General features: G+C 65.6%; 30 protein-coding genes and 1 tRNA gene. 19 read left to right on the top strand and 12 right to left on the bottom strand.

Annotation, left to right across the window (positions count from 1 at the left end; all coding sequences use genetic code 11):
* Position 1: 1 nt before the first annotated feature.
* From tgt to BSZ14_RS09085, 11 genes are all read right to left on the bottom strand, one after another.
* Positions 2-1132, bottom strand: a complete 1131-nt coding sequence (gene tgt / locus BSZ14_RS09035; RefSeq protein WP_042491236.1) for a tRNA guanosine(34) transglycosylase Tgt — start codon at positions 1130-1132, stop codon at positions 2-4.
* A complete protein-coding gene (locus tag BSZ14_RS09040; protein ID WP_042491234.1) occupies positions 1129-1635 on the bottom strand; it encodes an EF-hand domain-containing protein in 507 nt (168 codons plus the stop codon). The genes tgt and BSZ14_RS09040 overlap by 4 nt, the downstream gene beginning before the upstream one ends.
* Positions 1632-2669, bottom strand: a complete 1038-nt coding sequence (gene queA / locus BSZ14_RS09045; protein WP_076710675.1) for a tRNA preQ1(34) S-adenosylmethionine ribosyltransferase-isomerase QueA — start codon at positions 2667-2669, stop codon at positions 1632-1634. The genes BSZ14_RS09040 and queA overlap by 4 nt, the downstream gene beginning before the upstream one ends.
* Complete coding sequence (locus BSZ14_RS09050) at positions 2666-3448, bottom strand: peptidylprolyl isomerase (RefSeq protein WP_198930487.1); 783 nt, start codon at positions 3446-3448, stop codon at positions 2666-2668. Before BSZ14_RS09050 ends, queA begins: the two co-directional genes overlap by 4 nt.
* A gap of 213 nt (positions 3449-3661) precedes the next feature.
* Positions 3662-4165 carry a pantetheine-phosphate adenylyltransferase gene (gene coaD / locus BSZ14_RS09055; protein WP_076710677.1) on the bottom strand — a complete coding sequence of 168 codons (504 nt, stop codon included), beginning with the start codon at positions 4163-4165 and terminating at the stop codon, positions 3662-3664.
* Positions 4162-5061: a polyprenyl synthetase family protein gene (locus tag BSZ14_RS09060; protein ID WP_076710678.1), complete on the bottom strand. Its 900-nt coding sequence runs from the start codon at positions 5059-5061 to the stop codon at positions 4162-4164. Before BSZ14_RS09060 ends, coaD begins: the two co-directional genes overlap by 4 nt.
* A gap of 2 nt (positions 5062-5063) precedes the next feature.
* The gene (locus tag BSZ14_RS09065; RefSeq protein WP_007406073.1) at positions 5064-5303 is read right to left on the bottom strand and encodes an exodeoxyribonuclease VII small subunit; all 240 of its coding nucleotides are present in this window, start codon (positions 5301-5303) and stop codon (positions 5064-5066) included.
* 203 nt (positions 5304-5506) lie between these two features.
* A complete protein-coding gene (locus BSZ14_RS09070) occupies positions 5507-5686 on the bottom strand; it encodes a hypothetical protein (protein ID WP_089413614.1) in 180 nt (59 codons plus the stop codon).
* Positions 5683-7464, bottom strand: a complete 1782-nt coding sequence (locus tag BSZ14_RS09075) for a sensor domain-containing diguanylate cyclase (RefSeq protein WP_052811629.1) — start codon at positions 7462-7464, stop codon at positions 5683-5685. Before BSZ14_RS09075 ends, BSZ14_RS09070 begins: the two co-directional genes overlap by 4 nt.
* A gap of 155 nt (positions 7465-7619) precedes the next feature.
* Complete coding sequence (gene clpA / locus BSZ14_RS09080; protein ID WP_042491220.1) at positions 7620-9938, bottom strand: ATP-dependent Clp protease ATP-binding subunit ClpA; 2319 nt, start codon at positions 9936-9938, stop codon at positions 7620-7622.
* A gap of 188 nt (positions 9939-10126) precedes the next feature.
* A complete protein-coding gene (locus tag BSZ14_RS09085) occupies positions 10127-10321 on the bottom strand; it encodes a DUF1192 domain-containing protein (RefSeq protein ID WP_056430762.1) in 195 nt (64 codons plus the stop codon).
* 127 nt (positions 10322-10448) lie between these two features.
* Between BSZ14_RS09085 and BSZ14_RS09090 the strand changes: the two genes are divergently transcribed.
* The 4 genes from BSZ14_RS09090 (at position 10449) to BSZ14_RS09105 (ending at position 13537) form a co-directional block, all read left to right on the top strand.
* The gene (locus tag BSZ14_RS09090) at positions 10449-11468 is read left to right on the top strand and encodes an NAD(P)H-quinone oxidoreductase (protein WP_076710687.1); all 1020 of its coding nucleotides are present in this window, start codon (positions 10449-10451) and stop codon (positions 11466-11468) included.
* A gap of 94 nt (positions 11469-11562) precedes the next feature.
* The gene (locus BSZ14_RS09095; protein ID WP_076710688.1) at positions 11563-12267 is read left to right on the top strand and encodes a hypothetical protein; all 705 of its coding nucleotides are present in this window, start codon (positions 11563-11565) and stop codon (positions 12265-12267) included.
* 157 nt (positions 12268-12424) lie between these two features.
* Entirely contained in the window at positions 12425-13102 is a 678-nt protein-coding gene (locus tag BSZ14_RS09100; RefSeq protein ID WP_076710689.1) for a DUF1013 domain-containing protein, read from the top strand.
* A gap of 114 nt (positions 13103-13216) precedes the next feature.
* On the top strand, positions 13217-13537 hold the full coding sequence (locus tag BSZ14_RS09105) for a hypothetical protein (protein WP_076710680.1): 321 nt from the start codon (positions 13217-13219) through the stop codon (positions 13535-13537).
* A 205-nt stretch (positions 13538-13742) separates the two neighbouring features.
* Here BSZ14_RS09105 and BSZ14_RS09110 read toward each other — a convergent pair.
* Positions 13743-13818 (bottom strand) — tRNA-Trp (locus BSZ14_RS09110).
* A gap of 304 nt (positions 13819-14122) precedes the next feature.
* On the opposite strand from BSZ14_RS09110, the gene rpsL reads away from it, so the two are divergent.
* The 15 genes from rpsL (at position 14123) to rpsQ (ending at position 24602) form a co-directional block, all read left to right on the top strand.
* Positions 14123-14494, top strand: coding sequence for a 30S ribosomal protein S12 (gene rpsL / locus BSZ14_RS09115; protein WP_007406072.1), 372 nt, complete (start codon positions 14123-14125; stop codon positions 14492-14494).
* A gap of 66 nt (positions 14495-14560) precedes the next feature.
* On the top strand, positions 14561-15031 hold the full coding sequence (rpsG, locus tag BSZ14_RS09120; protein WP_042491196.1) for a 30S ribosomal protein S7: 471 nt from the start codon (positions 14561-14563) through the stop codon (positions 15029-15031).
* Positions 15032-15178: 147 nt separating this feature from the next.
* Positions 15179-17254, top strand: coding sequence for an elongation factor G (gene fusA / locus BSZ14_RS09125; protein WP_042491194.1), 2076 nt, complete (start codon positions 15179-15181; stop codon positions 17252-17254).
* 134 nt (positions 17255-17388) lie between these two features.
* Positions 17389-18579 carry an elongation factor Tu gene (tuf, locus tag BSZ14_RS09130; protein ID WP_042491190.1) on the top strand — a complete coding sequence of 397 codons (1191 nt, stop codon included), beginning with the start codon at positions 17389-17391 and terminating at the stop codon, positions 18577-18579.
* A gap of 600 nt (positions 18580-19179) precedes the next feature.
* Entirely contained in the window at positions 19180-19488 is a 309-nt protein-coding gene (rpsJ, locus tag BSZ14_RS09135) for a 30S ribosomal protein S10 (protein ID WP_007406109.1), read from the top strand.
* A gap of 285 nt (positions 19489-19773) precedes the next feature.
* Complete coding sequence (rplC, locus tag BSZ14_RS09140) at positions 19774-20508, top strand: 50S ribosomal protein L3 (RefSeq protein WP_042491188.1); 735 nt, start codon at positions 19774-19776, stop codon at positions 20506-20508.
* 3 nt (positions 20509-20511) lie between these two features.
* Positions 20512-21138 (top strand): 50S ribosomal protein L4, encoded by a 627-nt coding sequence (gene rplD / locus BSZ14_RS09145; protein ID WP_056430747.1) that lies wholly within the window; start codon positions 20512-20514, stop codon positions 21136-21138.
* Entirely contained in the window at positions 21131-21442 is a 312-nt protein-coding gene (locus tag BSZ14_RS09150; protein WP_076710681.1) for a 50S ribosomal protein L23, read from the top strand. The genes rplD and BSZ14_RS09150 overlap by 8 nt, the downstream gene beginning before the upstream one ends.
* Positions 21443-21446: 4 nt before the next feature.
* On the top strand, positions 21447-22298 hold the full coding sequence (gene rplB / locus BSZ14_RS09155) for a 50S ribosomal protein L2 (protein WP_042491179.1): 852 nt from the start codon (positions 21447-21449) through the stop codon (positions 22296-22298).
* Between the two features lie 6 nt (positions 22299-22304).
* Positions 22305-22583, top strand: coding sequence for a 30S ribosomal protein S19 (rpsS, locus tag BSZ14_RS09160; protein ID WP_037569384.1), 279 nt, complete (start codon positions 22305-22307; stop codon positions 22581-22583).
* Positions 22583-22960 carry a 50S ribosomal protein L22 gene (gene rplV / locus BSZ14_RS09165; RefSeq protein WP_042491177.1) on the top strand — a complete coding sequence of 126 codons (378 nt, stop codon included), beginning with the start codon at positions 22583-22585 and terminating at the stop codon, positions 22958-22960. Before rpsS ends, rplV begins: the two co-directional genes overlap by 1 nt.
* Complete coding sequence (gene rpsC, locus BSZ14_RS09170) at positions 22960-23670, top strand: 30S ribosomal protein S3 (RefSeq protein ID WP_042491175.1); 711 nt, start codon at positions 22960-22962, stop codon at positions 23668-23670. The genes rplV and rpsC overlap by 1 nt, the downstream gene beginning before the upstream one ends.
* A gap of 12 nt (positions 23671-23682) precedes the next feature.
* Positions 23683-24117, top strand: a complete 435-nt coding sequence (rplP, locus tag BSZ14_RS09175) for a 50S ribosomal protein L16 (protein WP_007406071.1) — start codon at positions 23683-23685, stop codon at positions 24115-24117.
* Positions 24117-24317 (top strand): 50S ribosomal protein L29, encoded by a 201-nt coding sequence (rpmC, locus tag BSZ14_RS09180; RefSeq protein WP_007406063.1) that lies wholly within the window; start codon positions 24117-24119, stop codon positions 24315-24317. Before rplP ends, rpmC begins: the two co-directional genes overlap by 1 nt.
* A gap of 12 nt (positions 24318-24329) precedes the next feature.
* Positions 24330-24602, top strand: coding sequence for a 30S ribosomal protein S17 (rpsQ, locus tag BSZ14_RS09185; RefSeq protein WP_042491172.1), 273 nt, complete (start codon positions 24330-24332; stop codon positions 24600-24602).
* Positions 24603-24777: the final 175 nt, after the last annotated feature.

A 24777-nucleotide genomic window follows, 5' to 3' on the forward strand; every position in this document is an offset into this window, starting at 1 on the left:
CCTACTGTCCGGCAGCGTAGCGCGCCCGGAAGTCGTCCGCAAAGGCCGTCAGTCGCCCTTCAACGATCGCGGCGCGCAGATCGGCCATCATCTGCTGGTAGAACCAGATATTATGCTCGGTCATCAGCATCGCGCCCAGGATTTCGCCCGCGCGGACCAGATGATGCAGATAGGCGCGGCTCCAGGTCGAACAGACCGGACAGCCACAGGCGGGGTCGAGCGGCCCCTGATCCTCGGTGAAGCGCGCGTTGCGGATGTTGATCGGGCCTTGGCGCGTAAAGGCCTGTCCCGTCCGGCCCGAGCGGGTCGGCAGCACGCAGTCGAACATGTCGACCCCGCGCTCGACCGCGCCGACGATATCGGTCGGCTTGCCCACGCCCATCAGGTAGCGCGGCTTTTCGACCGGCAACTGGCCCGGCGCGAAGTCGAGGCAGCCGAACATCGCCTCCTGCCCCTCGCCGACCGCGAGGCCGCCGATCGCGTAACCGTCGAACCCGATATCGATCAGCGCATCGGCCGACGCCTTGCGGAACCCTTCGTCCAGCGCACCCTGCTGGATGCCGAAGATCGCATTGTCCTCGGCATGTTGGCCGCCCGCGTCGAAGGCGTCGCGGCTGCGCTTCGCCCAGCGCATCGAGCGTTCCATGGCGCTGGCCTGAACCTCGCGGGTCGAGGTGGTGGGGACCAGTTCGTCGAACGCCATCACGATGTTGGAGCCTAGCAGCCGCTGGATTTCGATCGAGCGTTCGGGGCTGAGCAGATGGCGGGTGCCGTCGAGATGGCTCTTGAACGCGACGCCATCCTCGGACCGCTTGGTCAGTTCGGCGAGACTCATCACCTGATAGCCGCCCGAGTCGGTCAGGATCGGCCGGTCCCAGCCCATGAAGCCGTGCAGCCCGCCCAGCCGGTTCACCCGCTCGGCACCGGGGCGCAGCATCAGGTGATAGGTGTTGCCCAGGATGATGTCCGCACCGCTCGCACGCACGTCGCCGGGCTTCATCGCCTTGACGGTGGCGGCGGTGCCGACGGGCATGAAGGCGGGGGTGCGAATCTCGCCGCGCTTCATGGTGATGGTGCCGGTGCGGGCGCGGCCGTCGGTGGCGTGGATGGAAAAGGAGAAGCGGGCGGTCATTTTCTGTCTCGGGGCCGAAGCGGGCCGGTCGGGCCGTTGGCGTCAACGGGGGTGGTGCGGATGGTCAGCGCCTCGGTGCGGCTGATCGCGCCGTCCTGATCGCGGTCGAAGCGCGAGAACAGGCGCGAGAAATGCGCCTGCAACTCGGCCAGGGTGATGCGATTGTCGCTGTTCTTATCGACATCGAAGGGGCTGGGCAGCGCATTGCGATCCCCCAGCCAACGCTCGGCCCAGTCGGCGAACTGGAGATAGCCGATCGATCCCTGATGCGTGGTGTCGATCGCGTCATAGCTGCGCTTGACCCCCGCCTCCATCTCGGCGCGGCTGGTCTTGCCGTCACCATCGCTGTCGAGCGTCGCGATCATCATCGCCACCGGCTCGACCACCATGGTCGCGGGCGTCTGCGCGAAGGGCTTGGGGCGTGCGGTGACGACGACCGTATTGTCCGCCTCCTGCGCGGCGGTCTGTGTCGCCTGCATCAGAAGCAGGGCGAACAGGATCATGCAGGGCGTTCCGGCAGCAGCAGCGACGCGTCGCCATAGGAATAGAAGCGATACGCATTCGCGATCGCATGGGCATAGGCCGCCTGCATCCGGTCCAGTCCCATCAGGGCCGATACCAGCATGAACAGGGTCGAGCGCGGCAGGTGGAAATTGGTCATCAGCCCGTCGATGCCGCGAAAGCGATAGCCCGGCGTGATGAAGATCGCGGTGTCGCCCTCGAACGGGCGGATCACGCCGTCCTCTCCGGCCGCGCTTTCGATCAGGCGCAGCGAGGTGGTGCCGACCGCGATCACCCGGCCGCCCCTTGCCTTGACCGCGTTCAGCCGGTCGGCGGTCGCGGCGTCGATGCGGCCCCATTCGGCGTGCATCTTGTGGTCGGCCGTGTCCTCGGCCTTGACCGGCAGGAAAGTGCCTGCGCCGACATGCAGGGTCAGCGTGGCATGCTCGATCCCCGCCGCCGCCAGCGAATCCAGCAGGCCCGGCGTGAAGTGCAGCGCCGCCGTGGGGGCTGCGACCGCGCCGGGCTCCTGCGCGAACATCGTCTGATAGTCGTCGGCGTCCTTCTCGGTCACGCCGCGTTTCTGCGCGATATAGGGGGGCAGGGGCATGGTGCCCGCCCGCTCCAGCAGCAGCTCCACCGGTTCGTCCCCGGCAAAGTCGAGCGCGAAGCTGCCATCCTCGGCTCGATCGCGCGCCGTGGCGGAGACGCCTGCGCCGAAGTCGATCACGTCGCCATCGCGCAACCGCTTGGCGTTGCGGATGAAGGCGCGCCAGCGCCGCGTGCCCTCGCGCTTGTGCAGGGTCGCGCCGATCCGCGCCTCTCCCCGCACGCCTTCCAGCTGCGCGGGGATGACGCGCGTGTCGTTGAACACCAGCAGGTCGCCCGCGCGCAAGGCGGCGGGCAGATCGCTCACCCGCTGGTCGCGGGTGGCGTCACCGTCGAGGACCAGCATCCGCGCCGAGTCGCGCGGGGATGCCGGGTACAGCGCGATCCGCTCGGGCGGCAGCGCGAAGTCGAACAGATCTACGTTCACTTGGTGGCCGTCGCCGCCTTCTTGGCCGGAGCCGCCTTCGGGGCGGGGCGGCGCGCCGGGGTGATGGAGACGGGCTTGGGGGCCGCGCCCGGCAGGGTCACGGGCGCACCCAGATCGGCGGCGGGTGCCGGGGCCATCGGCACATAGGCCGGGGGATTGTCCGCCGCGACATAGGCGTGGACGATCCGGCTGGGGTTCGCGGGCGGCTCGCCCCGCTCGATGCGGTCGACATATTGCATGCCGTCGATCACCCGGCCGAACACCGTGTACTTCTTGTCGAGCGCGAAGCGCGGCTGGAAGACGATGTAGAACTGGCTGTTCGCGCTGTTGGGATCGTCGGCACGCGCGGCGGCGACCGATCCGCGCACATGCGGCAGATAGTTGAACTCGGCGGGTACGTTGGGCAGGTCCGAGCCGCCGGTGCCGTCGCCCTTGGGATCGCCGCCCTGCGCCATGAAGCCGTCGATCACGCGGTGGAAGGTCAGGCCGTCATAAAAGTGACGCCGGGTCAGCGTCTTGATCCGCTCGACCATCTTGGGCGCGACATCGGGGCGCAGCCAGATCGTCACCCGGCCGCCGGTCGACAGGTCGAGCAGCCAGAGATTCTCCTTGTCGGTGACGGGCGGCGGGGTAGGGCGGCCGGTGACATTGTCCTCCAGAACCTGCGCGGCCTTGGCGGGGGAGGTGAATTTCGGCTGAGCCTGGGACTGTTTCTGCGCCTGTGCCGGAACGGCGATCAGGCTGGCCATCATCATGGCAAGAGCGGCGAGAACGCGCATCATATCTCTACGACAAGGGAAGGAATGGAGGGGCTGTAGAGCAAATCGCCCCTTGCGCCAATCTGAACCTTTTGGAGGTGAATATCCTCCCCGGCACGGGGAGGGGGACCATGCGAAGCATGGTGGAGGGGGCTTTCCACAAAGGTTGTACCTGGAGGAAGCCCCCCTCCGTCAGGCCTGCGGCCTGCCACCTCCCCGCGAGCGGGGAGGATATCAGCTGCCCTTGCGGCCGAGCTTCTCGACGCGCTGCACCACATCCTCGCACACGGCGGGCGTCACGAACTTGGCGATGTTGCCGCCATACATCGCGATCTCCTTGACCAGCCGGCTGGCAATGGGTTGCAGCGCGACGTCGGCCATCAGGAAGACGGTTTCGACCCGCGGATTGATCTGCTGGTTCATGCCCGCCATCTGATACTCATATTCGAAGTCGGCGACGGCGCGCAGGCCCCGGACGATGACCTTCGCGCCCTCACGCTCGGCAAAGTCCATCAGCAGCGAATCGAAGGCGACGACATGAATCTCGCCCGCGACACCCTCGACCTCGCGCCGGACCATCTCCATGCGCTCGTCCAGCGTGAACATGGGCGATTTGGAGGGGTTGGTGGTGACGCCGATCACCAGCCGGTCGACCAGCTTCGCGCCGCGCCGGATGATGTCCATATGGCCGAGCGTCACGGGATCGAAGGTGCCGGGATAGACGCCGATCCGGGTCAACGGTCGCGCTCCACCACGTAAGACGCGATGGCGCGGAGCAGATCGGCCTCGGGGCCGTAGTCGCGCAAATGCTCGATCGCCTGGACGACCAGCATCCGGCATTGTTCGCGCGCGCGCTCGACGCCGAGCAGGCTGAGGAAGGTCGCCTTGCCCGCATCCTGATCCTTGCGCAGCTTCTTGCCCGCCGCCGCCTCGTCTCCCTCGGCATCGAGCAGGTCGTCGGCAATCTGGAAGGCGAGTCCCAGGTCATGCGCATAGCCGCGCAGGTGCGTGCGGCCCTCGGGCGGCACGCGGCCCAGGATGGCGCCCGCCTCGACCGCGGCGCAGATCAGCGCGCCCGTCTTCATCTGCTGCAGCCGGGTGACGGTGGCGAGGTCGAACACCTGCCGCTCGGCCTCCAGGTCCATCTGCTGCCCGCCCGCCATGCCGCCGGGGCCGGAGGCACGCGCGAGGTCGAGGATCAGCTCGGACCGGATGAAGGGATCGGCATGGGTCGCCGGATCGGCCAGGATCTCGAAGGCCAGCGCATGGAGGCAGTCGCCCGCCAGGATCGCGGTCGCCTCGTCGAACGCCTTGTGGACGGTCGGCTTGCCGCGCCGCATATCGTCATCGTCCATCGCGGGCAGATCGTCATGGATCAGCGAATAGACGTGGATCGCCTCCAGCGCCGTCGCGACCCAGCCCGCCGTATCGCGGTCGACCGCGAACAGATGGGCGGTGGCGAAGACGAGCAGCGGGCGCAGCCGCTTGCCGCCGCCGATCGCGGCATGGCGCATCGCTGCATAGAGCGAGGCGCGCGGATCGCCCGGATCGGCGAGCAGCTCGGCAAAGCGGCGATCGATATCCTCGGCGACTTCGGTCAGCGCCTCGGGCAGGGCGGTGGCGGCGAGCGTCACCCTCAACCCGCCTGAAACGGGCGGGTGCCCGCGGCCTTGCCCTCGGCGTCGAGGCGGATCGCCTCGATCCGGGCCTGGGCGGCGTCGAGCCGTTCGGCGCAGCGCTGGCGCAGACGATCGCCGCGCTCATAGAGGCGGATCGATTCGTCGAGCGTCGCTTCGCCGCTTTCCAGTCGGCCGACGATCCTCTCCAATTCCTTGAGGGCGTCCTCGAACGTCAGTTCTTCGATGGGCGTATCCATGACGCCGCTATGCGATACCGACCCGGCGCGCGCAAGGACACTCGCACTCATCACGAACTGACAGTCTCGTTATTCCTCCCCTGCAAGGGGAGGGGGACCATTCGAAGGATGGTGGAGGGGTGTCCCGCTCTCGATAGGGCGACACCCCTCCGTCAGGGCTGCGCCCTGCCACCTCCCCTTGCAGGGGAGGAATAAGACGGGCGTCAGCGGAGCCGGTCGACGGTCCAGGTGTAGAGAAACGAGACACCGAACAGACCCAGGTCGAGCGCCGCCTGCACCCGGCGGGGCGAGCGGTCGGTCAGGTCATGGGTAATGAGGCGGACATCGGCCGTGGGATGGCACCAGCCCAGGCCGATCAGCGCCAGCACCAGTCCAGCCGTCATGATCCGCCGTTCGCGCACAGTCCCTTCCCCTCGGGCGTCGTCTTACGATGCGGACGGATGGCGGGCAATAGTCCGTTGGGCCGGGGTTCGGGGTCGATCGGGACGCCCCAGCAGGCGCGGTCGCGCCCGCCATTCTTGGCCGCGAACAGGGCCTGATCCGCCTCGCGGTACAACAGGCGCCAATCCGATTCGTCGGCCATGGGGCCGGTGCACAGCCCCAGGCTGGCGGTGACGGTCAGCCCCGACGGATAGCTGGTGCCGCGCAGCCGGGCGAGCAGCCTATCCGGATCGGGCGCGCGTTCGGCATCGGCCAGCAGCGCGAATTCCTCGCCGCCGATCCGGGCGACCAGCATGTCCAGACCCACCGCCTCGCCCAGCGTCCGAGCAAAGATGCGCAGCACCTCGTCGCCGCCGTCATGGCCCAGCGTGTCGTTGATCCGCTTGAAGTGATCGATATCCGCCAGGATCAGCGTCTGCGGCCCGCTCCGCCCGGTCGCCTGTTCCAGAAAGGCGCGGCGGTTGAACAGCCCGGTCAGCGGATCGGTGTCGGCCAGACGGCGCGCCACCCGCTCGTCCGCGCGGGCCAGATCGCGCTCGCGGCTGAGCAGATAGATGCGGTACGCGACGCCCAGGCTGGCGATCAGTGCCTCGACGCCCATCGACAATACGGTCGACTGGTCGATCCAGGGCCGCCACTCGATCAGGTGCAGCGCATTGAGCACCCGGAACATCGCCAGCCCGATCGGCGTGCCCCAGGCGATGGCGAAGGCCCATAGGAAATTGCTCCGCCGCCGCCAGGCCTGCGCCAGCACCGCGATAAGGAAGAACAGCAGTATCATGAAGCCTATCAGGACCGCCTGGTCGAGCGGGATGATCCAGTGCGGAGCCAGCAGCGCAAAGGCGATGTTGGGAATGGCGATCAGCACGAAGCAGATGACGGCCATGCGGTCCAGCCAGCCCTCGAACACCTTCCGTTCGAAGAAATGGCGCGAGAAGACGATCAGGGTCATCGCGACCCCGCCCAGCATGATCGCGTTCCACCGATGCCGCTCGTTATTGTCGAGCCAGGGCAGCCACTGGCCGATCAGCCCGGAGGAGGACAGGGTATAGCCGGTGATGAAGAACAGCAGCAGGCAATAGACGGGCTGGAGCGGCTGGCGGAGCGCCGGCCAGAGGGCCATGTTGTACACCGCCAGGCCGACGACGACGCCGATGATGACGCCATAGACCAGCCCGAGCGAGGACTCGACCGCCAGCATGTCGGCATGAAGGCCGATCCGCGCGCCGCGCACGACGCCGCGCATATTGGCCGCGCCGCGCGCCTCCCACAGGATGCGCACGGGCCAGCTCGCTTCATGGGGCAGGGGCACCGCGATGACCGGGCCGAGCAGCAGATAGGGAGCGGTGGTCGCGCTGGTAAAGGCGACGGTGCGAATCTGTCCGTTGGCGTAGAGAATGTGAAGCGCCGTCGCATCCTGCCAGGTGCTGGCGAAGCTGACGGCCAGCCGATCGCGAACATCGTCCGATATTCGGGGCAAGGGTTGCGACAGGACCCAGAAATCGCCGGGGCCGTGGGATGACTGGTCGCTGGTACAGTCGAACCCCTGGGCGTGCGTCAGCAGCGTGCGGGCATCGTCACCGGCGCGGATAGGGCGGATACAGGTGGTCAGGCTCCGGCCGACCTGGGCGTCCGCCTCCGTCCACGGCCAGATCAAGGCCAGCACCGCCAGCAGCAACGCGCCTATCGTGATCGGCCAAGCGCCCTTCATGTGCTTCATCTGCCCGCGAAAGGCCGAAAATAGAGTTAAGGGCGGCGTAACGCAGATTTCACGTGCCGCCGCGCCTCACCGGTGAAGTCGTTCAAAATGCATATGAAAAGGGCCGGATGTTTCCACCCGGCCCTTTTTGATTGTCACCGTTTCGGTGCGATCGATCAGCTCGCGTCGACCGAGGCGGGCTTGCCGCCCTTCTTGCGCGGCTTCTTGGGCGCGGCCGGTTCGATCGCGAAGGACAGCGCGCCATCCTTCATCTTCACCGTCACCTCGCCGCCATGGACCAGCTTGCCGAACAACAGTTCCTCGGCCAGCGGCTGCTTGATCTTCTCCTGGATCAGGCGGCCCATCGGGCGTGCGCCGTACAGACGGTCATAGCCCTTCTCGGTGAGCCAGCTCTTCGCCGCCTCGTCCAGGCTGATATGGACGTGACGGTCGGCCAGCTGGAGTTCGAGCTGGAGGATGAACTTGTCCACCACCCGCGCCACGACTTCGGGCGGCAGATAGCCGAAGGGCACGATCGCATCCAGGCGGTTGCGGAATTCCGGCGTGAACATCTTCTGCACCGCCTGCTCATCCTCGCCCTCGCGGGTGAGGTTGCCGAAGCCGACCGTCTCGCGCGCCATGTCGGCGGCGCCCGCATTGGTCGTCATGATCAGGATCGTGTTGCGGAAATCGACCGTCTTGCCGTGGTGATCGGTCAGCTTCCCGTTGTCCATCACCTGCAACAGGATGTTGAACAGGTCGGGATGCGCCTTCTCGATCTCGTCGAGCAACAGCACCGAATGCGGGTTCTGGTCGACCGCATCGGTCAGCAGACCGCCCTGGTCGTATCCGACATAGCCGGGAGGGGCACCGATCAGGCGGCTGACCGAATGGCGCTCCATATATTCGGACATGTCGAACCGCTGGAGCGGAATGCCCAGGATCGTCGCCAGCTGGCGCGCGACCTCGGTCTTGCCGACGCCGGTGGGTCCGGTGAACAGATAATTGCCGATCGGCTTGTCGGGATCGCGAAGCCCCGCCCGGCTCAGCTTGATCGCCGAGGACAGGTTCTCGATCGCGGCATTCTGGCCGAACACCACCCGCTTCAGATCGGTTTCCAGCGTTTCCAGCTGCTGGCGGTCGTCGGTCGACACGCTCTTGGGCGGGATGCGCGCCATGGTGGCGATCACGGCCTCGATCTCCTTGGGCGTGATCGTCTTCTTGCGCTTGCTGACCGGCACCAGCATCTGCATCGCGCCGACCTCGTCGATCACGTCGATCGCCTTGTCGGGCAGCTTGCGGTCGTTGATGTAGCGCGCCGACAGCTCCACCGCCGACTTGATCGCGTCGGGGGTATACTTGACCTGATGGTGATCCTCGAACGCCGAGCGCAGACCCGCCAGGATCTTGATCGTATCCTCGATCGTCGGCTCGTTGACGTCGATCTTCTGGAACCGGCGCAGCAGCGCGCGGTCCTTTTCGAAGTGGTTGCGGAACTCCTTGTACGTCGTCGAGCCGATGCAGCGGATCGTGCCGCCCGACAGTGCGGGCTTGAGCAGGTTCGACGCATCCATCGCCCCGCCGCTGGTCGCGCCCGCGCCGATGACGGTGTGGATCTCGTCGATGAAGAGCACCGCGTGGGGCAGCTTCTCCAGCTCGTTGACGACCGCCTTCAGCCGCTCCTCGAAATCGCCGCGATACCGCGTGCCCGCCAGCAGCGCGCCCATGTCGAGCGAGTAGATGACGGCGTTCAGCAGCACCTCGGGAACGTCGCCCTCGACGATCTTGCGCGCCAGGCCTTCGGCGATGGCGGTCTTGCCGACGCCGGGATCGCCCACATAGAGAGGATTGTTCTTCGACCGGCGGCACAGGATCTGGACGGTGCGGTCCACCTCCGGCCCGCGCCCGATCAGCGGATCGACCTTGCCGATCTTGGCCTTTTCATTGAGGTCGACGGTGAACTGCTTGAGCGCGCTCTCGGCCTTGCCCTTTTCAGCGGGCTTGGCGGGCTTTTCCTCCTCGACTCCCTTGGGCGGGGTGGATTCGCTCGTCGCCCCGCCCTTGCCGACGCCGTGGCTGATGAAGCTGACGGCATCCAGGCGGCTCATGTCCTGCTGCTGCAGGAAATAGACGGCATAGGATTCGCGTTCGGAGAACAGCGCGACCAGCACGTTCGCGCCGGTCACTTCGTCGCGGCCCGAGGACTGGACGTGCAGGATTGCGCGCTGGACCACGCGCTGGAACCCGCTGGTCGGGGAGGGGTCGGTCGCCGCCTCGACCTTTAATGCGTCGAGTTCGGTGTCGAGATACTGGGCGACCGTCGCCTTCAACTCGCCCGTGTCGACATGGCAGGCTTCCATCACCTTGGAGGCATGGTCGTCGTCGATCAGCGCGAGCAGGAGGTGCTCCAGCGTGGCATATTCGTGGCGCCGCACGGTCGCGGCTTCCAGCGCCTTGTGAAGCGTGGTCTCGAGCGCGGGGGCGAAAGATGGCATCTACGATACTCCTTCCGAAGCGCCATGGACTGACGCCTCGTTTCGACCAATGTCGGGACGGGGAGGCCCGGCATCAAGCGGGTGTAACGCGCGGCCGCTGAACAAAGCGTATCGCGCGAAGCAAAAAACATTGTGCGAAGAAGAGGGGACCGCCTCGGTGCGTGCGCGCCGGGTGAGGCCCATGCGCGTCACCGCTTGAAGAGCGCGTCGGCGCTGGCGCGGTGGAGCGTGGCACGCTCCATGTGGCGGCGGGTCCGCGCGATCTCCTGCTCCAGCACCGCGATCCGCGTCTCCAGCTCGGCGAGCGACAGCGGATCGAGATCGGTCTGGACCAACGCGGCCAGGGCGTCGGGAAGGCGGATCGGAGAATCGTCCTGTTCCATAATGGGATGCAGCGTTGACCCGGTCGCCGCCGATGTCAATAACGGTGGGACGAGAGCCGATGATGGGGGATGGCAGCCGGTGCACGCATTTGGCGAGGGAATGGGGATCGGCGATATCCCGAAGACGATGACCGCCATCGACCCCGCGGAGGCGGGCGGTCCCGAGGTGCTGGTGCCTGTCCGGCGCCCGACGCCCCATCCGGGCGAGGGCGAGGTGCTGATCCGCGTCGCCGCCGCCGGGGTGAACCGGCCCGACGTCATGCAGCGCCAGGGTCTCTACCCACCGCCGCCGGGCGCGCCCTCGATCCCGGGGCTGGAGATCGCGGGCCAGGTCGTCGCGGTCGGTGAGGGCGTCGGGCCCGAGATGCTCGGCCAGCCGGTCTGCGCGCTGATCGGCGGCGGCGGCTATGCCGAATATGCGGTGGCGGTCGCCGACCACTGCCTGACGGTGCCGCATGGCCTGTCGATGGTGCAGGCCGCCGCGCTGCCCGAGACGCTGTTCACCGTGTGGACCAACGTCTTCGAGCGCGCCTATGCCGACCAGGGCGACACGTTGCTGGTGCATGGCGGGACCAGCGGCATCGGCACCATGGCGATCCTGCTGGGTCGTCTCTTCGGGCTGACCGTGATCGTTACGGCGGGCTCGGACGAGAAATGCGCGGCGGCCGAGACGCTGGGCGCGGCCAAGGCGATCAACTACAAGGCGGTCGATTTTGTCGAGGCGGTGAAGGACTTCACCGAGGGGCGCGGCGTCGACATCGTGCTCGACATGGTCGGCGGCGATTATGTGCCGCGCAACCTGAAATGCCTGGCCGAGGATGGCCGCCACGTCTCGATCGCGGTGCAGCGCGGCGCCAAGGCGGAAATCCCGATCTGGGAGATCATGCGCCGCCGCCTGATCCTGACCGGCTCGACGCTGCGCGGGCGGGACCGGGATTTCAAGGCGATGGTCGCCGACGAATTGTCGCGGCTGGTCTGGCCGCATGTCGAGGAGGGGCGGTTGCGCCCGGTCATCGATCGCAGCTTCCCGCTGGCCGAAGCTGCTGAGGCGCATCGCCGGATGGAGGCGGGTGATCATCTGGGCAAGATCGTCCTGACCATGGACGGGGCGGCGGACGGGGCGGCGGAAGGGGCCGCAGCCGACTGACCAGCAGGCCGGTCTTGATCCCGATGCAAAAGATTGCAACGGATCGAACGACCGGATCGGCCGTCTCCCCGTGCCGAGTCCATGGGGGATGGCGATGGTGCAGCATGGTGGCCGGATCGGGCTGGTTTGCATGGGTCTGGCGGCCGGATTGGCGATGGCGGCTCCGACCCGGGCGCAATCGGCCCGTGAGTTGCTGACCCAGGCGTCCTTCGGCGATTCCGACGAGGCGAGCGCGCTGCGCCGCGTTTCGAGCGCCTATACGGTGGCGGCCAATGCCCTGAAGCGGACGCCCGACGATCATGAGTCCCTGCTGATGCGGGCCACCGCGCTCGGCTACCGCGCCAAGCTGACCGGCAATCGCAGCGACGCGATCACGGCCCGCCGCCAGTTCGAGGCGCTGGTGGCGCAGAATCCGCGCGATGCCGAGGCGCAACTGGCGCTGGGTGCCTGGCATATCGGCGCGGTCAAGAAACTGGGGGCGATCGTCGGCCGCGCGGCGCTGGGCGCGCAGCGGAGCGTCGGTTTTGCCTCGCTCGACCGGGCGATCGCACTGGGCGGTGACCGCGCACTGTTTCCCGGGCTGTCGGCGCTGCTGCGGCTGGAGCTGGACCCCCGCGATCCGCGCGGCCGGACCCTGGCGGAAGCGGCGGTGCGCGCCGGGACGGTGACTCCGATCGACCGCATCCTGCAACGCGCCTGTGTCGCGGTCCTGGCCTCGCTGCGCGCCGGGGACGGGCCGAAGACGCGCGCGCTCGCCTCGCAATCGCTGCCTTTCGGGCGCTTCGACGACGACAACTGACCGGCTGGACGTGGGCGTCGCCAACGTCTATCGCGCCACGTCCCGGCAGTTTGTGGCAGCGCACCTTGCTCTCGGGGACGGCTTTCATTAGATTTGTCGCAGCTACGGCCGCTCCGGTGAGGGGCGGCCCTTTTATTTTCCGACTGGAGTGATCCCCGTGGCCCAGCCGCTCATGCCCCATGCGACCGCTTCCTGGCTGGTCGACAACACGTCGCTCTCGTTCGAGCAGATCGCGGATTTCTGCGGCCTCCACATCCTGGAAGTCCAGGCGATCGCCGACGACACGGCGGCGACCAAGCTGACCGGCCGTGACCCCGTGCGCGCGCACGAGCTGACCCAGAGCGAGATCGAGAAGGCGCAGGCCAATCCCGATTACCGCATGAAGATGACCAAGGGCCCCGAGCAGGTCCGCCGCACCAAGGGGCCACGCTACACGCCGGTCAGCAAGCGGCAGGACAAGCCGGACGGCATCGCCTGGATCATCCGCAACCATCCCGAAATCTCGGACGGCGCGATCTCGAACCTGATCGGCACGACCCGCACGACGATCGCCGCGATCCGCGACCGCAGCCACTGGAACATCGCCAACATCACGCCGAAGGACCCGGTGACCCTGGGCCTGACCACCCAGCGCGAGCTGGACTCGGCGGTGGCGAAGGCGGCCAAGGCGACCGGCGGCAATGCCGATGCGCAGCCGACCGACACCCGCCTGGAGGGCGACCGCGAAGCCCTGCTCGCCTCGCTGCGCGCCGAGCGCGAGCAGCAGAGCCGCGACGTCGACTCGGTCGGCCATCATGGCGACGTCATCGACCCGAACTCGCTCTTCCGCAGCTGAGCGAAGGTCATGGCCTGACGAAAGGGGGCGTCCACCGACCCGGTGGGCGCCCCTTCTGCGTGATGGGGAACGGCGTCTCCCTTGCCCCGTTGAGCCGGGCAAAGGAGATAGGCCATGGCCGAGCAGGAAAAGCCCACCGTCAAACTCACCGCTTCCAATCGGGGAGACAGTGGCGAAGTCTATCACCGCGATGACGAACATGCGCTCGGCCGCGACCTGCCGACGGGTCAGGTCGCACCCAAGCCGCCTGCGCCCGGTGATCGCAATGCGGGCACCAGCCTGCCTGACGACAATGGCAGGCGGGCCTCGGCCGACCCGAAGACCGGCGAAGTCCATGGCAGCGGGGCAGGGGCGGGCGACGGGAATCCCGGTGACGAAATCGGCGAAGTGGACCCTGCGACCCCGCCGGGCGTGGGGCCGCGCCCGGTGAACTGACCCCCATTCCTCCCCCGGCAGGGGAGGTGGCAGGCCGAAGGCCTGACGGAGGGGTGTCACCGTTTGATAGGTCAGGTGGCCATCGCGAGCGGGGACACCCCTCCACCAGCTTCGCTGGTCCCCCTCCCCTTGCAGGGGAGGAATAGGTGCGTGGCTTCGCTTACCGCCAACGCGGTATCACCAATCCAACGATGTCAGGGAAAAGTGGCAGGAGTGCACGGACTCGAACCGTGGGCCCTCGGTTTTGGAGACCGATGCTCTACCAACTGAGCTACACTCCTGCGAGGCGGCCGCCATTAGCCCGGCTGGCGAGTCGGGACAAGACCCAATATCACGAATTTTCGAGATTGTTCGCGGGCCGCGATCTGGCGGGGCCGCGCCGTCATTGACCCCCGGCCGACTCCGGCGTATAGCCCGCCGCTGCACGAAGGGGATTTTCCGGGATTCGGGACTTATCCGTCGGGCAAGCTTGAACATTGCTGGATGCGAATGAGGGCCGGGCGAAAGCCGCGAAGGCCCCTTTTTGTATTCCGAAGTGCTGTGATGGCTCCAGCAAAGTAACCTCATGGAAAGGTGAAGGCTTCAATGCCGACGATCAACCAGCTGGTCCGCAAGGGCCGCGAACTGCAGAAGGCCAAGTCCAAGGTCCCTGCAATGGAGCAGAACCCGCAGAAGCGCGGCGTTTGCACCCGTGTCTACACGACGACCCCGAAGAAGCCGAACTCGGCACTTCGCAAGGTGGCCAAGGTCCGTCTGACCAACAGCCGCGAAGTCATCTCGTACATCCCGGGCGAAGGCCACAACCTGCAGGAGCACTCGGTGGTGCTCATCCGCGGCGGCCGTGTGCGCGACCTTCCCGGCGTGCGCTACCATGTGCTGCGCGGCGTTCTCGACACGCAGGGCGTGAAGGATCGCAAGCAGTCCCGCTCGAAGTACGGCGCGAAGCGTCCGAAGTAAGCCGGTCGGGCCTGTTTTCAGGCTCCTCGACCATCAAAGGCTGAAGTTTTGTAAGGAAATACGAGAATGGCTCGTCGTCGTCGTCCCGAAAAGCGGGAAATTCTGCCGGACCCCAAGTTCGGAGATGAGGTCCTGTCGAAGTTCATGAATTCGGTTATGCTGGACGGTAAGAAGTCCGTGGCCGAAGCCATTGTTTACGGTGCTCTGGAAACCGTCGAGACGCGCGCCAAGCGCGATCCGATCGGCGTGTTCCACGATGCGCTGAACAACATCAAGCCGGGCATCGAAGTCCGTTCGCGCCGCGTCGGCGGTGCGACCTACCAGGTTCCGGTCGAAGTCCGCCCGGAGCGTGCCCAGGCCCTGGCCATCCGTTGGCTGATCGGCGCGTCGCGCGCCCGTTCGGAGAACACGATGGCTGCCCGTCTGTCGGGTGAGCTGATGGACGCCGCGAACAACCGTGGCAACGCGGTCAAGAAGCGCGAAGATACGCACCGCATGGCGGAAGCGAATCGCGCCTTCTCGCACTACCGCTGGTAAGGGACTGCGGCGGGACCGGAATATTTTCCGTCCTGCCGCAACCTTTTCAGGGTGCGGTGCCGGCGGTCTTCCGCTGGTCACGCAAACAGCCTATATAAGGGGGAGCCGGGCCAACCGGCTCCCCCCTACGCTTGAGGAAGATCGATCATGGCCCGCAGCCATCCGCTCGAGAAGTATCGCAACATCGGCATCATGGCGCACATCGATGCCGGCAAGACGACCACGACCGAGCGCATTCTTTATTACACCGGCAAGTCCTACAAGATCGGCGAAGTGCACGAAGGCACCGCCACCATGGACTGGATGGAGCAGGAGCAGGAGCGCGGCATCACGATCACGTCGGCCGCGACGACCTGTTTCTGGAACGACAACCGCATCAACATCATCGACACCCCCGGGCACGTCGACTTCACCATCGAAGTGGAGCGTTCGCTCCGCGTGCTCGACGGCGCGGTCGCCTGCTTCGACGGCGTGGCGGGTGTTGAGCCGCAGTCGGAAACCGTGTGGCGTCAGGCCGACAAGTACGGCGTGCCGCGCATGTGCTTCGTCAACAAGCTCGACCGCACCGGCGCCGACTTCTATTTCTGCGTGAACTCGATCATCGAGCGCCTGGGCGCGCGTCCGGCGGTCCTGTACCTGCCGATCGGCATCGAGGGCGGCTTCAAGGGTCTGGTCGACCTGGTCGAGAACCGTGCGATCATCTGGCTCGAAGAGTCGCTGGGCGCCAAGTTCGAATATCAGGACATTCCCGATGACCTGAAGGAAAAGGCCGCGAAGTATCGCAGCGACCTGATCGAAATGGCCGTAGAGCAGGACGACGCCGCGATGGAGTCGTACCTGGAAGGCAACGAGCCTTCGGTCGAAGAGCTGAAGAAGCTGATCCGCAAGGGCACGCTGGAAATGGCGTTCGTCCCCGTGGTCTGCGGCTCGGCGTTCAAGAACAAGGGCGTGCAGCCCCTGCTCGACGCGGTCATCGACTATCTGCCGTCGCCGCTCGACGTTCCGGCCATCAAGGGCGTGAAGCTCGACGGCGAGACGCCGGACGAGCGTCCTTCGTCGGACACCGAGCCGTTCTCGGCGCTGGCGTTCAAGATCATGAACGATCCGTTCGTCGGTTCGCTCACCTTCGCGCGCATCTACTCGGGCAAGCTCGAGACCTCGTCGCAGGTCCTGAACTCGGTGAAGGACAAGAAGGAAAAGATCGGCCGTATGCTGCTGATGCATGCGAACAGCCGTGAGGACATCCAGGAAGCCTATGCGGGCGACATCGTCGCTCTCGCGGGCCTCAAGGATACCACGACCGGTGACACGCTCTGCGCGCAGAACGCCCCGATCATCCTCGAGCGCATGGAATTCCCCGAGCCGGTGATCGAGCTGTCGGTGGAACCCAAGACCAAGGCCGACCAGGAGAAGATGGGCGTCGCGCTCAATCGTCTCGCTCGCGAGGACCCCTCGTTCCGCGTGACCTCGGACGCCGAGTCGGGCCAGACCATCATCAAGGGCATGGGCGAGCTCCATCTCGAGATCCTGGTCGACCGCATGAAGCGCGAGTTCAAGGTCGAGGCGAATGTCGGTGCGCCGCAGGTGGCGTATCGCGAATATCTCAAGAAGCCGGTCGACATCGACTACACCCACAAGAAGCAGTCGGGCGGCACCGGCCAGTTCGGCCGCGTCAAGGTCAAGCTGACCCCGGGCGAGCGTGGTTCGGGCTTCGTCTTCAAGGACGAGATCAAGGGCGGTAACATTCCGAAGGAATATATCCCCGCGATCGAGAAGGGCTTCCGTGAAACCGCGGAAACCGGTTCGCTGGTCGGCTTCCCGATCATCGACTTCGAGGTCCTGCTGTATGACGGCGCGTACCACGACGTCGACTCGTCGGCGCTGGCGTTCGAAATCTGTGCTCGTGGCGCCATGCGCGAAGCGGCCCAGAAGTCGGGCATCACGCTGCTCGAGCCGGTCATGAAGGTCGAGGTCGTGACCCCGGAAGACTATCTGGGCGACGTCATCGGCGACATGAACAGCCGTCGTGGCCAGATCCAGGGCACCGACACGCGCGGCAACGCGCAGACGGTCGAGGCGATGGTCCCGCTGGCGAACATGTTCGGCTATGTGAACGCGCTTCGCTCGTTCACCCAGGGCCGTGCGCAGTACTCAATGCAGTTCTCGCACTATGACGAAGTGCCGCAGAATGTTGCGGACGAGGTCAAAGCGAAGATGGCCTAAAGCGTCTATCGCGCCCCTGGGGCAACTGGGGGCGCGAAAGCGCTAGGGGCTGGCAATCGCTTCCAACACCCGCTATGGGGCCGCGTTCGCGTGGCCTCGGATGCGGCACCGAATTCGATTCAGAAGGTAGGAAAATGGCAAAGGCAAAATTCGAGCGGAACAAGCCGCACCTCAACATCGGCACCATCGGTCACGTCGACCATGGCAAGACCTCGCTGACCGCCGCGATCACCAAGGTTCTGGCCGAGACCACCGGCGGCACCGCTGTCGACTTCGCGAACATCGACAAGGCTCCGGAAGAGCGTGAGCGCGGCATCACCATCTCGACCGCGCACGTCGAGTATGAGACGACGAACCGCCACTATGCGCACGTCGACTGCCCCGGCCACGCCGACTATGTGAAGAACATGATCACCGGCGCGGCGCAGATGGACGGCGCGATCCTCGTCGTTTCGTCGACCGACGGCCCGATGCCGCAGACCCGCGAGCACATCCTGCTCGCCCGCCAGGTCGGCGTGCCCGCGATGGTCGTGTTCATGAACAAGGTCGACCTGGTCGACGACGAGGAAATCCTCGAGCTGGTCGAGCTGGAAATCCGCGAGCTGCTCAGCTCGTACGAATTCCCGGGCGACGACATCCCCGTCGTCAAGGGTTCGGCCACCTGCGCGCTGTCGGGTTCGAACGACAAGTTCGGCAAGGAAGCCGTTCTCGAGCTGATGAAGCAGGTCGACGAATACATCCCGCAGCCCGAGCGTCCGCTCGACAAGCCGTTCATGATGCCGATCGAAGACGTGTTCTCGATCTCGGGTCGCGGCACCGTCGTCACCGGCCGCGTCGAGACCGGCATCGTCAAGGTTGGTGAAGAAGTCGAGATCGTCGGCATCAACAACACCCGCAAGACGACCGTCACCGGCGTTGAAATGTTCCGCAAGCTGCTCGACTCGGGTCAGGCTGGCGACAACATCGGCGCGCTGATCCGCGGCGTGGCGCGTGACGAAGTCGAGCGTGGCCAGGTTCTGGCCAAGCCGGGTTCGATCACCCCGCACACCGACTTTAAGTCGGAAGTGTACGTCCTGTCGAAGGAAGAAGGCGGCCGTCACACCCCGTTCTTCGCGAACTACCGTCCGCAGTTCTACTTCCGCACGACCGACGTCACCGGCACCGTCGAGCTGCCTGAGGGCACCGAGATGGTCATGCCGGGCGACAACGTCGCTCTGGGCGTGAAGCTGATCGCTCCGATCGCCATGGACATCGGTCAGCGCTTCACGATCCGTGAAGGCGGCCGCACCGTCGGCGCCGGCGTCGTCAGCGCGATCGACAAGTAAGTCTCGGGCGAAAGCCTGAAACTTCTTCGGGAAGGGCCGGCCCCGGCGACGGGGTCGGCCTTTTTCATTTGTGGGGTTTTGTTCGACTGCCCTCATACTTCCGGCGCTACGCGCCTCCCTCCCTCTTCGACCGGGAGAGGGAAGGGGGCCGCCCGCAATAGCGGGTGGGAAGGGTGAGGGTGGATCGGGCCACTCCCTTCGTTCGCACTGAGCGAAGTCGAAGTGCACGCCCCGCGGCCAGACCAAAGCGTGGCCTTCGACTTCGCTCAGGCTGAACGGAAGTGGGGGGGGCTTGGAGCAATCGGTGGCCGGTTCCCTCCCTTCCAACAAAAACCCGCGCGCACCCCCTTGCGGCCCCCCGGGCATATGCGTATAGGCACGCGTCTTGAGGGAATCGGCTGGCACCGGAAACACCGGAGTCGGCCTTTTGCTTTTAGTGAGGGCAGGGGCGGTTATCCGCCACTGCCGTAACCCAGAGTTTGTTTCGGCCCAAGGTCGCCTTCACGGCGTACGGTCGAGTGCCCGGTCGGACAGCCGATCGCACTCATCGTTCTTCGTGATCGCAACCGGAAAGCCCGCTCTTTCGCATCGGTAGGGATCATGGACAGCAATATCCGCATTCGTCTGAAGGCGTTCGACCATCGCGTGCTCGATCAGGCCACTGGCGACATCGCCGACACCGCGCGCCGCACCGGCGCTCTTATCCGCGGTCCGATCCCGCTTCCGACGCGCATCGAGAAGTTCACGGTCAACCGTGGTCCGCACATCGACAAGAAGTCGCGCGAGCAGTTCGAGGTCCGCACCTACAAGCGGATGCTGGACATCGTGCAGCCGACCCCGCAGACCGTCGATGCGCTGATGAAGCTCGACCTCGCCGCAGGTGTTGATGTCGAGATCAAGCTGGCGTAAGAGGGCCAGCGTTCCCGTGGTCGACGATTCCGTCCCACGGGATTTTGGCGTTTCCCGGTTTTAAAGCTGCCGGAAAACGCGCCGAGGTCGCTCCCGTGATCCGGCACTCTTAAGGGATACCGCCCGGTGGTTTCGCATAAAGCGGAATGGTGTCGGGGCAGCGTCCCCCGTCTGATCGGTTCGCCGGTCGCCAGCCCGGGACGGGGGCTCGTTTCGCTTTAATCGGGCTGGATATGCCCCCCTTGAATGGTTCTTGGGGGCCTCTGTCGAGGAAGGAACAGGATCATGCGTACCGGCGTGATCGCGAAGAAGCTGGGGATGACCCGCCTGTTCCAGGACGATGGTCGGCACGTGCCGGTCACCGTTCTGGCGCTTGAAGGCGTACAGGTCGTCGCTCGCCGCGAGATGGATCGTGACGGCTACACCGCCGTCCAGCTTGGTGCAGGTGTCGCCAAGACCAAGAATGTTGCCAAGCCCCAGCGTGGCCACTTCGGCAAGGCCGAAGTCGAGCCCAAGCAGGTGCTGGTCGAGTTCCGCGTGAACGAAGATGGCCTGCTGGACGTCGGCGCGGAAATCGCCGCCGACCATTTCGTCGCCGGGCAGTATGTCGATATCCAGGGTCGTACCCAGGGTAAGGGCTTTGCCGGTGCGATGAAGCGCTGGAACTTCGGTGGTCTGCGCGCGACCCACGGCGTCTCGGTCTCGCACCGTTCGCATGGTTCGACCGGTAACCGTCAGGATCCGGGCCGCGTCTTCAAGAACAAGAAGATGGCCGGTCACATGGGCGACAAGAACCGCACGCAGCAGAACCTGGAAATCGTGTCGACCGACGTCGAGCGCGGCCTGATCTTCGTCAAGGGCTCGGTGCCCGGCTCGAAGGGTGGCTGGCTGATCGTCAAGGACGCGGTCAAGGTTTCGCGCCACGCGGACGCCCCGTTCCCCGCCAGCATCAAGGCGGCCGCCAACAACAATGCTTCTGCCGAGCCTGCTCCGGAAGCCACCGAGAGCCAGGAGGGCTAAGTCGTGAAGGTCAAGGTTCAATCCTTCGCCGGCACCGACGCCGCGGACATCGAGCTCAACGACGAGGTCTTCGGCCTCGATCCGCGCGCCGACATCCTGCACCGCGTTGTGACCTGGCAGCTGGAAAAGCGTCGCGCCACCGCGCGCGGCACCCGTGAGCGCGCCGATGTCGCCCGTTCGGGCAAGAAGCTCGGTCGCCAGAAGGGCGGCGGTGTCGCTCGTCACGGCGATCGTCGGGCCCCCGTCTTCATCGGCGGTGGTAAGGCGCACGGCGCCCGCGTCCGCGACTTCAATCCGGGTCTGAACAAGAAGGTTCGCGCCCTGGGTCTGAAGATGGCGCTGTCGAGCCATGCCAAGGCCGGTTCGCTGATCGTGATGAACGATCTGGCGGTCGCTGGTAACAAGACGAAGACGCTGCAGGGCGATCTGGCGAAGCTCGGCTTCGGCAAGACCGCGCTGGTCATCGATGGCGACGCCGTCGAGACGTCGTTCGCACTGGCCGCAGGCAACCTGAAGGAAATCAACGTCCTTCCGGCCGCTGGCGCCAATGTCTACGACATTCTGAAGCATGACACCCTGGTGCTGACGCGCTCGGCTGTCGAAAAGCTGGAGGCCCGTTTCCATGGCTAAGCAGCAGAAGGCGGTCGATCCGCGTCATTACGATGTGATCGTTGCGCCGCACATCACCGAGAAGGCGACGCTCCTGAGCGAGCACAACGCCGTGGTGTTCAAGGTCGCTTCCGGCGCTACCAAGCCCGAGATCAAGGCGGCCGTCGAGGCTCTGTTCGACGTGAACGTCACCGGCGTGAACACGATCGTCCAGAAGGGCAAGACGAAGCGTTGGAAGGGTGCTCCCTATCAGCGTTCCGACATGAAGAAGGCGATCGTCACCCTCAAGGACGGTCAGTCCATTGACGTGACGACGGGGATCTGAGGCGATGGCACTCAAGCATTATAACCCGACGAGCCCGGCCCGCCGCGGCCTGATCCTCGTCGACCGCTCGGCGCTCTGGAAGGGCGCGCCCGTCAAGGCGCTCACCGAAGGCAAGCGCAAGACCGGCGGCCGCAACAACAAGGGCCATGTGACCAGCCGCGGCATCGCGGGCGGCCACAAGCAGCGCTATCGCTTCATCGACTTCAAGCGTCGCCAGTGGGACGTTGAGGGCACCGTGGAGCGGATCGAATATGATCCCAACCGCACCGCCTTCATCGCGCTCATCAACTATGGCACCGACGAAGCCGGCAAGGTCGACCAGTCCTACATCATCGCGCCCCAGCGTCTCGCTGTCGGCGACAAGGTGATCGCGGGCAAGAAGACCGACGTGAAGCCTGGCAACGCCATGGAACTGGGCCAGATGCCGGTCGGCACGATCGTCCACAACGTCGAGATGAAGCCCGGCAAGGGCGGTCAGATCGCACGTTCGGCCGGCACCTATGTGCAGGTCGTGGGCCGCGACAAGGGCATGGTCATCGTCCGTCTGAACTCGGGCGAGCAGCGCTACATCCATGCGAACTGCATGGCGACCGTCGGCGCGGTGTCGAACCCCGACAACGGCAACACCAACCTGGCGAAGGCTGGTCGCAACCGTTGGAAGGGCCATCGCCCGCTGACCCGCGGTGTTGCGAAGAACCCGGTCGACCACCCGCACGGCGGTGGTGAAGGCCGGACCTCGGGCGGCCGTCATCCGGTCACCCCGTGGGGCAAGCCGACGAAGGGTGCGCGCACTCGTCACAACAAGGCGACGGACAAGATGATCATCCGTAGCCGTCACGCCAAGAAGAAGGGCTAACACGCAATGGCTCGTTCCGTTTGGAAGGGTCCTTTCGTGGACCTCCATCTCCTGAAGAAGGCCGAAGTGGCTCAGGATGCTGGCAACCGCGCAGGTCCGATCAAGACCTGGTCGCGTCGCTCGACCATCCTGCCGTCGTTCGTCGGTCTGACCTTCAACGTCTACAACGGTCGCAAGTTCGTTCCCGTCTCGGTGAACGAGGACATGGTCGGCATGAAGCTCGGTGAATTCGCGCCCACGCGCTACTTCCCCGGCCACGCTGCCGACAAGAAGGGTAAGCGCTGATGTCGAAGCCCGCATCCCCCCGCAAGGTCGGTGACAAGGAAGCGCTGTCGGTCGGCACGCAGATCCGTGGTTCGGCGCAGAAGCTGAACCTGGTTGCGGCGCTGATCCGCGGCAAGAAGGTCGGCGACGCGATGAACATCCTCGCCTTCTCGACGAAGGCGATGGCCGTCGACGCGCGCAAGATCCTGGCCTCCGCGATCGCCAATGCCGAGAACAACCACAACCTCGACGTCGACTCGCTCGTCGTCGCCGAGGCGTCGGTCGGCAAGTCGATCACCATGAAGCGTTTCGCGACGCGCGGCCGTGGCAAGTCCACCCGCATCCTGAAGCCGTTTTCGCGGCTCCGCATCGTCGTCCGCGAGCAGGAAGAAGCATAATGGGTCAGAAGAGCAATCCGATCGGCCTGCGTCTCCAGATCAACCGTACCTGGGACAGCCGCTGGTTCGCCGAAGGCCATGACTATGGCCGCCTGTTGCTGGAAGATCTGAAGATCCGCCAGTTCATCATGAAGACGCTGCCCCAGGCCGCGATCTCGAAGGTCGTCATCGAGCGTCCGGCCAAGCTGTGCCGCATCTCGATCTTCGCGGCGCGTCCGGGTGTCATCATCGGCAAGAAGGGCGCCGACATCGAAAAGCTTCGCAAGAAGCTGGGTGCGATGACTTCGTCCGACGTGTCGCTGAACATCGTCGAGATCCGCAAGCCCGAGATCGACGCCAAGCTCGTCGCGCAGGGCGTGGCCGACCAGCTGGAGCGCCGTATCGCGTTCCGTCGCGCCATGAAGCGTGCGGTGCAGTCGGCGCTCCGTCTGGGCGCCGAAGGCATCCGTATCACCTGCGGCGGCCGTCTGGGCGGCGCGGAAATCGCGCGTACCGAATGGTATCGTGAAGGCCGCGTTCCGCTGCACACGCTGCGCGCGAACGTCGACTATGCCGAAGCGCAGGCACACACCGCTTATGGCGTGTGCGGCGTGAAGGTGTGGATCTTCAAGGGCGAGATCCTGGGCCATGACCCCATGGCGCAGGACCGGCTGATGATGGAGGCTCAGACCTCCGGCGTGCGCCCGGCGCGCGACGATCATCGCCGCTAAGGATCAAAGAACATGCTGCAACCAAAGCGCACCAAGTTCCGCAAGGCCTTCAAGGGCCGCATCCACGGCGATGCGAAGGGCGGCACCAGCCTGAACTTCGGTTCCTATGGCCTGAAGGCCATGGAGCCGGAGCGTATCACGGCTCGCCAGATCGAGGCGGCTCGCCGCGCGATCACCCGTCACATCAAGCGCCAGGGTCGTCTCTGGATCCGCATCTTCCCGGACGTGCCCGTCTCGTCGAAGCCTGCCGAAGTCCGCATGGGCTCGGGTAAGGGTTCGCCGGAATTCTGGGCCGCCCGCGTGAAGCCGGGTCGCATCCTGTTCGAACTCGACGGTGTCGACGGCCCGCTGGCCGCCGAGGCATTCGAGCGCGCCGCGATGAAGCTGCCCATCAAGACCAAGGTCGTTGCCCGCCTGGGCGACACCTCGCACCTCGGAGGCGAGTAATGGCCAAGACTGAATATACCGGCCAGAGCGACGACCAGCTCGTCGAGGCGCTGGGCAACCTGAAGCGTGAGCAGTTCAACCTGCGCTTCCAGGCGGCCACGAGCCAGCTCGAAAAGCCCAGCCGGGTCAAGGAAGTCCGTCGCGACATCGCACGGATCAAGACCATCCAGGCGCAGCGCACCGCTGCGGCTGCCAAGTAAGGACCGAGACACATGCCGAAGCGCGTGCTGACCGGGGTGATTGTCTCGGACAAGACCGACAAGACGGTCGTCGTCAATGTGGAGCGGAAGGTTAAGCACCCCCTCTACGGCAAGATCATCCGTCGGTCGAAGAAGTATCATGCTCACGATGAGAGCAATGAGTACAAGGCCGGTGAGACGGTGCGGATCGAAGAGACCGCCCCGATCTCGAAGCTGAAGACCTGGAAGGTGATCGAGCGGGTCAACACCCACTTGACACCCGAGCGGGCCTCGGCCGAGGGCTGAACCCTTTGACTTCGGACCCCGCTTCTCCGGCCTGGAGGAGCGGGGTTCGGATTTCGGGGTGCCCTTCGGGGCAATGAGCGGATTGGTCGAAGGGCACAGCGACTCGCTTGCCTTTCGGACCAGGAGTGGCTATGGGGCCTCTCCCCCTGGTGCGGTAGCCCGCGCCGGGGGTCGT

The organism is Sphingomonas sp. Sph1(2015) (assembly GCF_001970915.1).
Lineage (GTDB): Bacteria > Pseudomonadota > Alphaproteobacteria > Sphingomonadales > Sphingomonadaceae > Sphingomonas > Sphingomonas parapaucimobilis.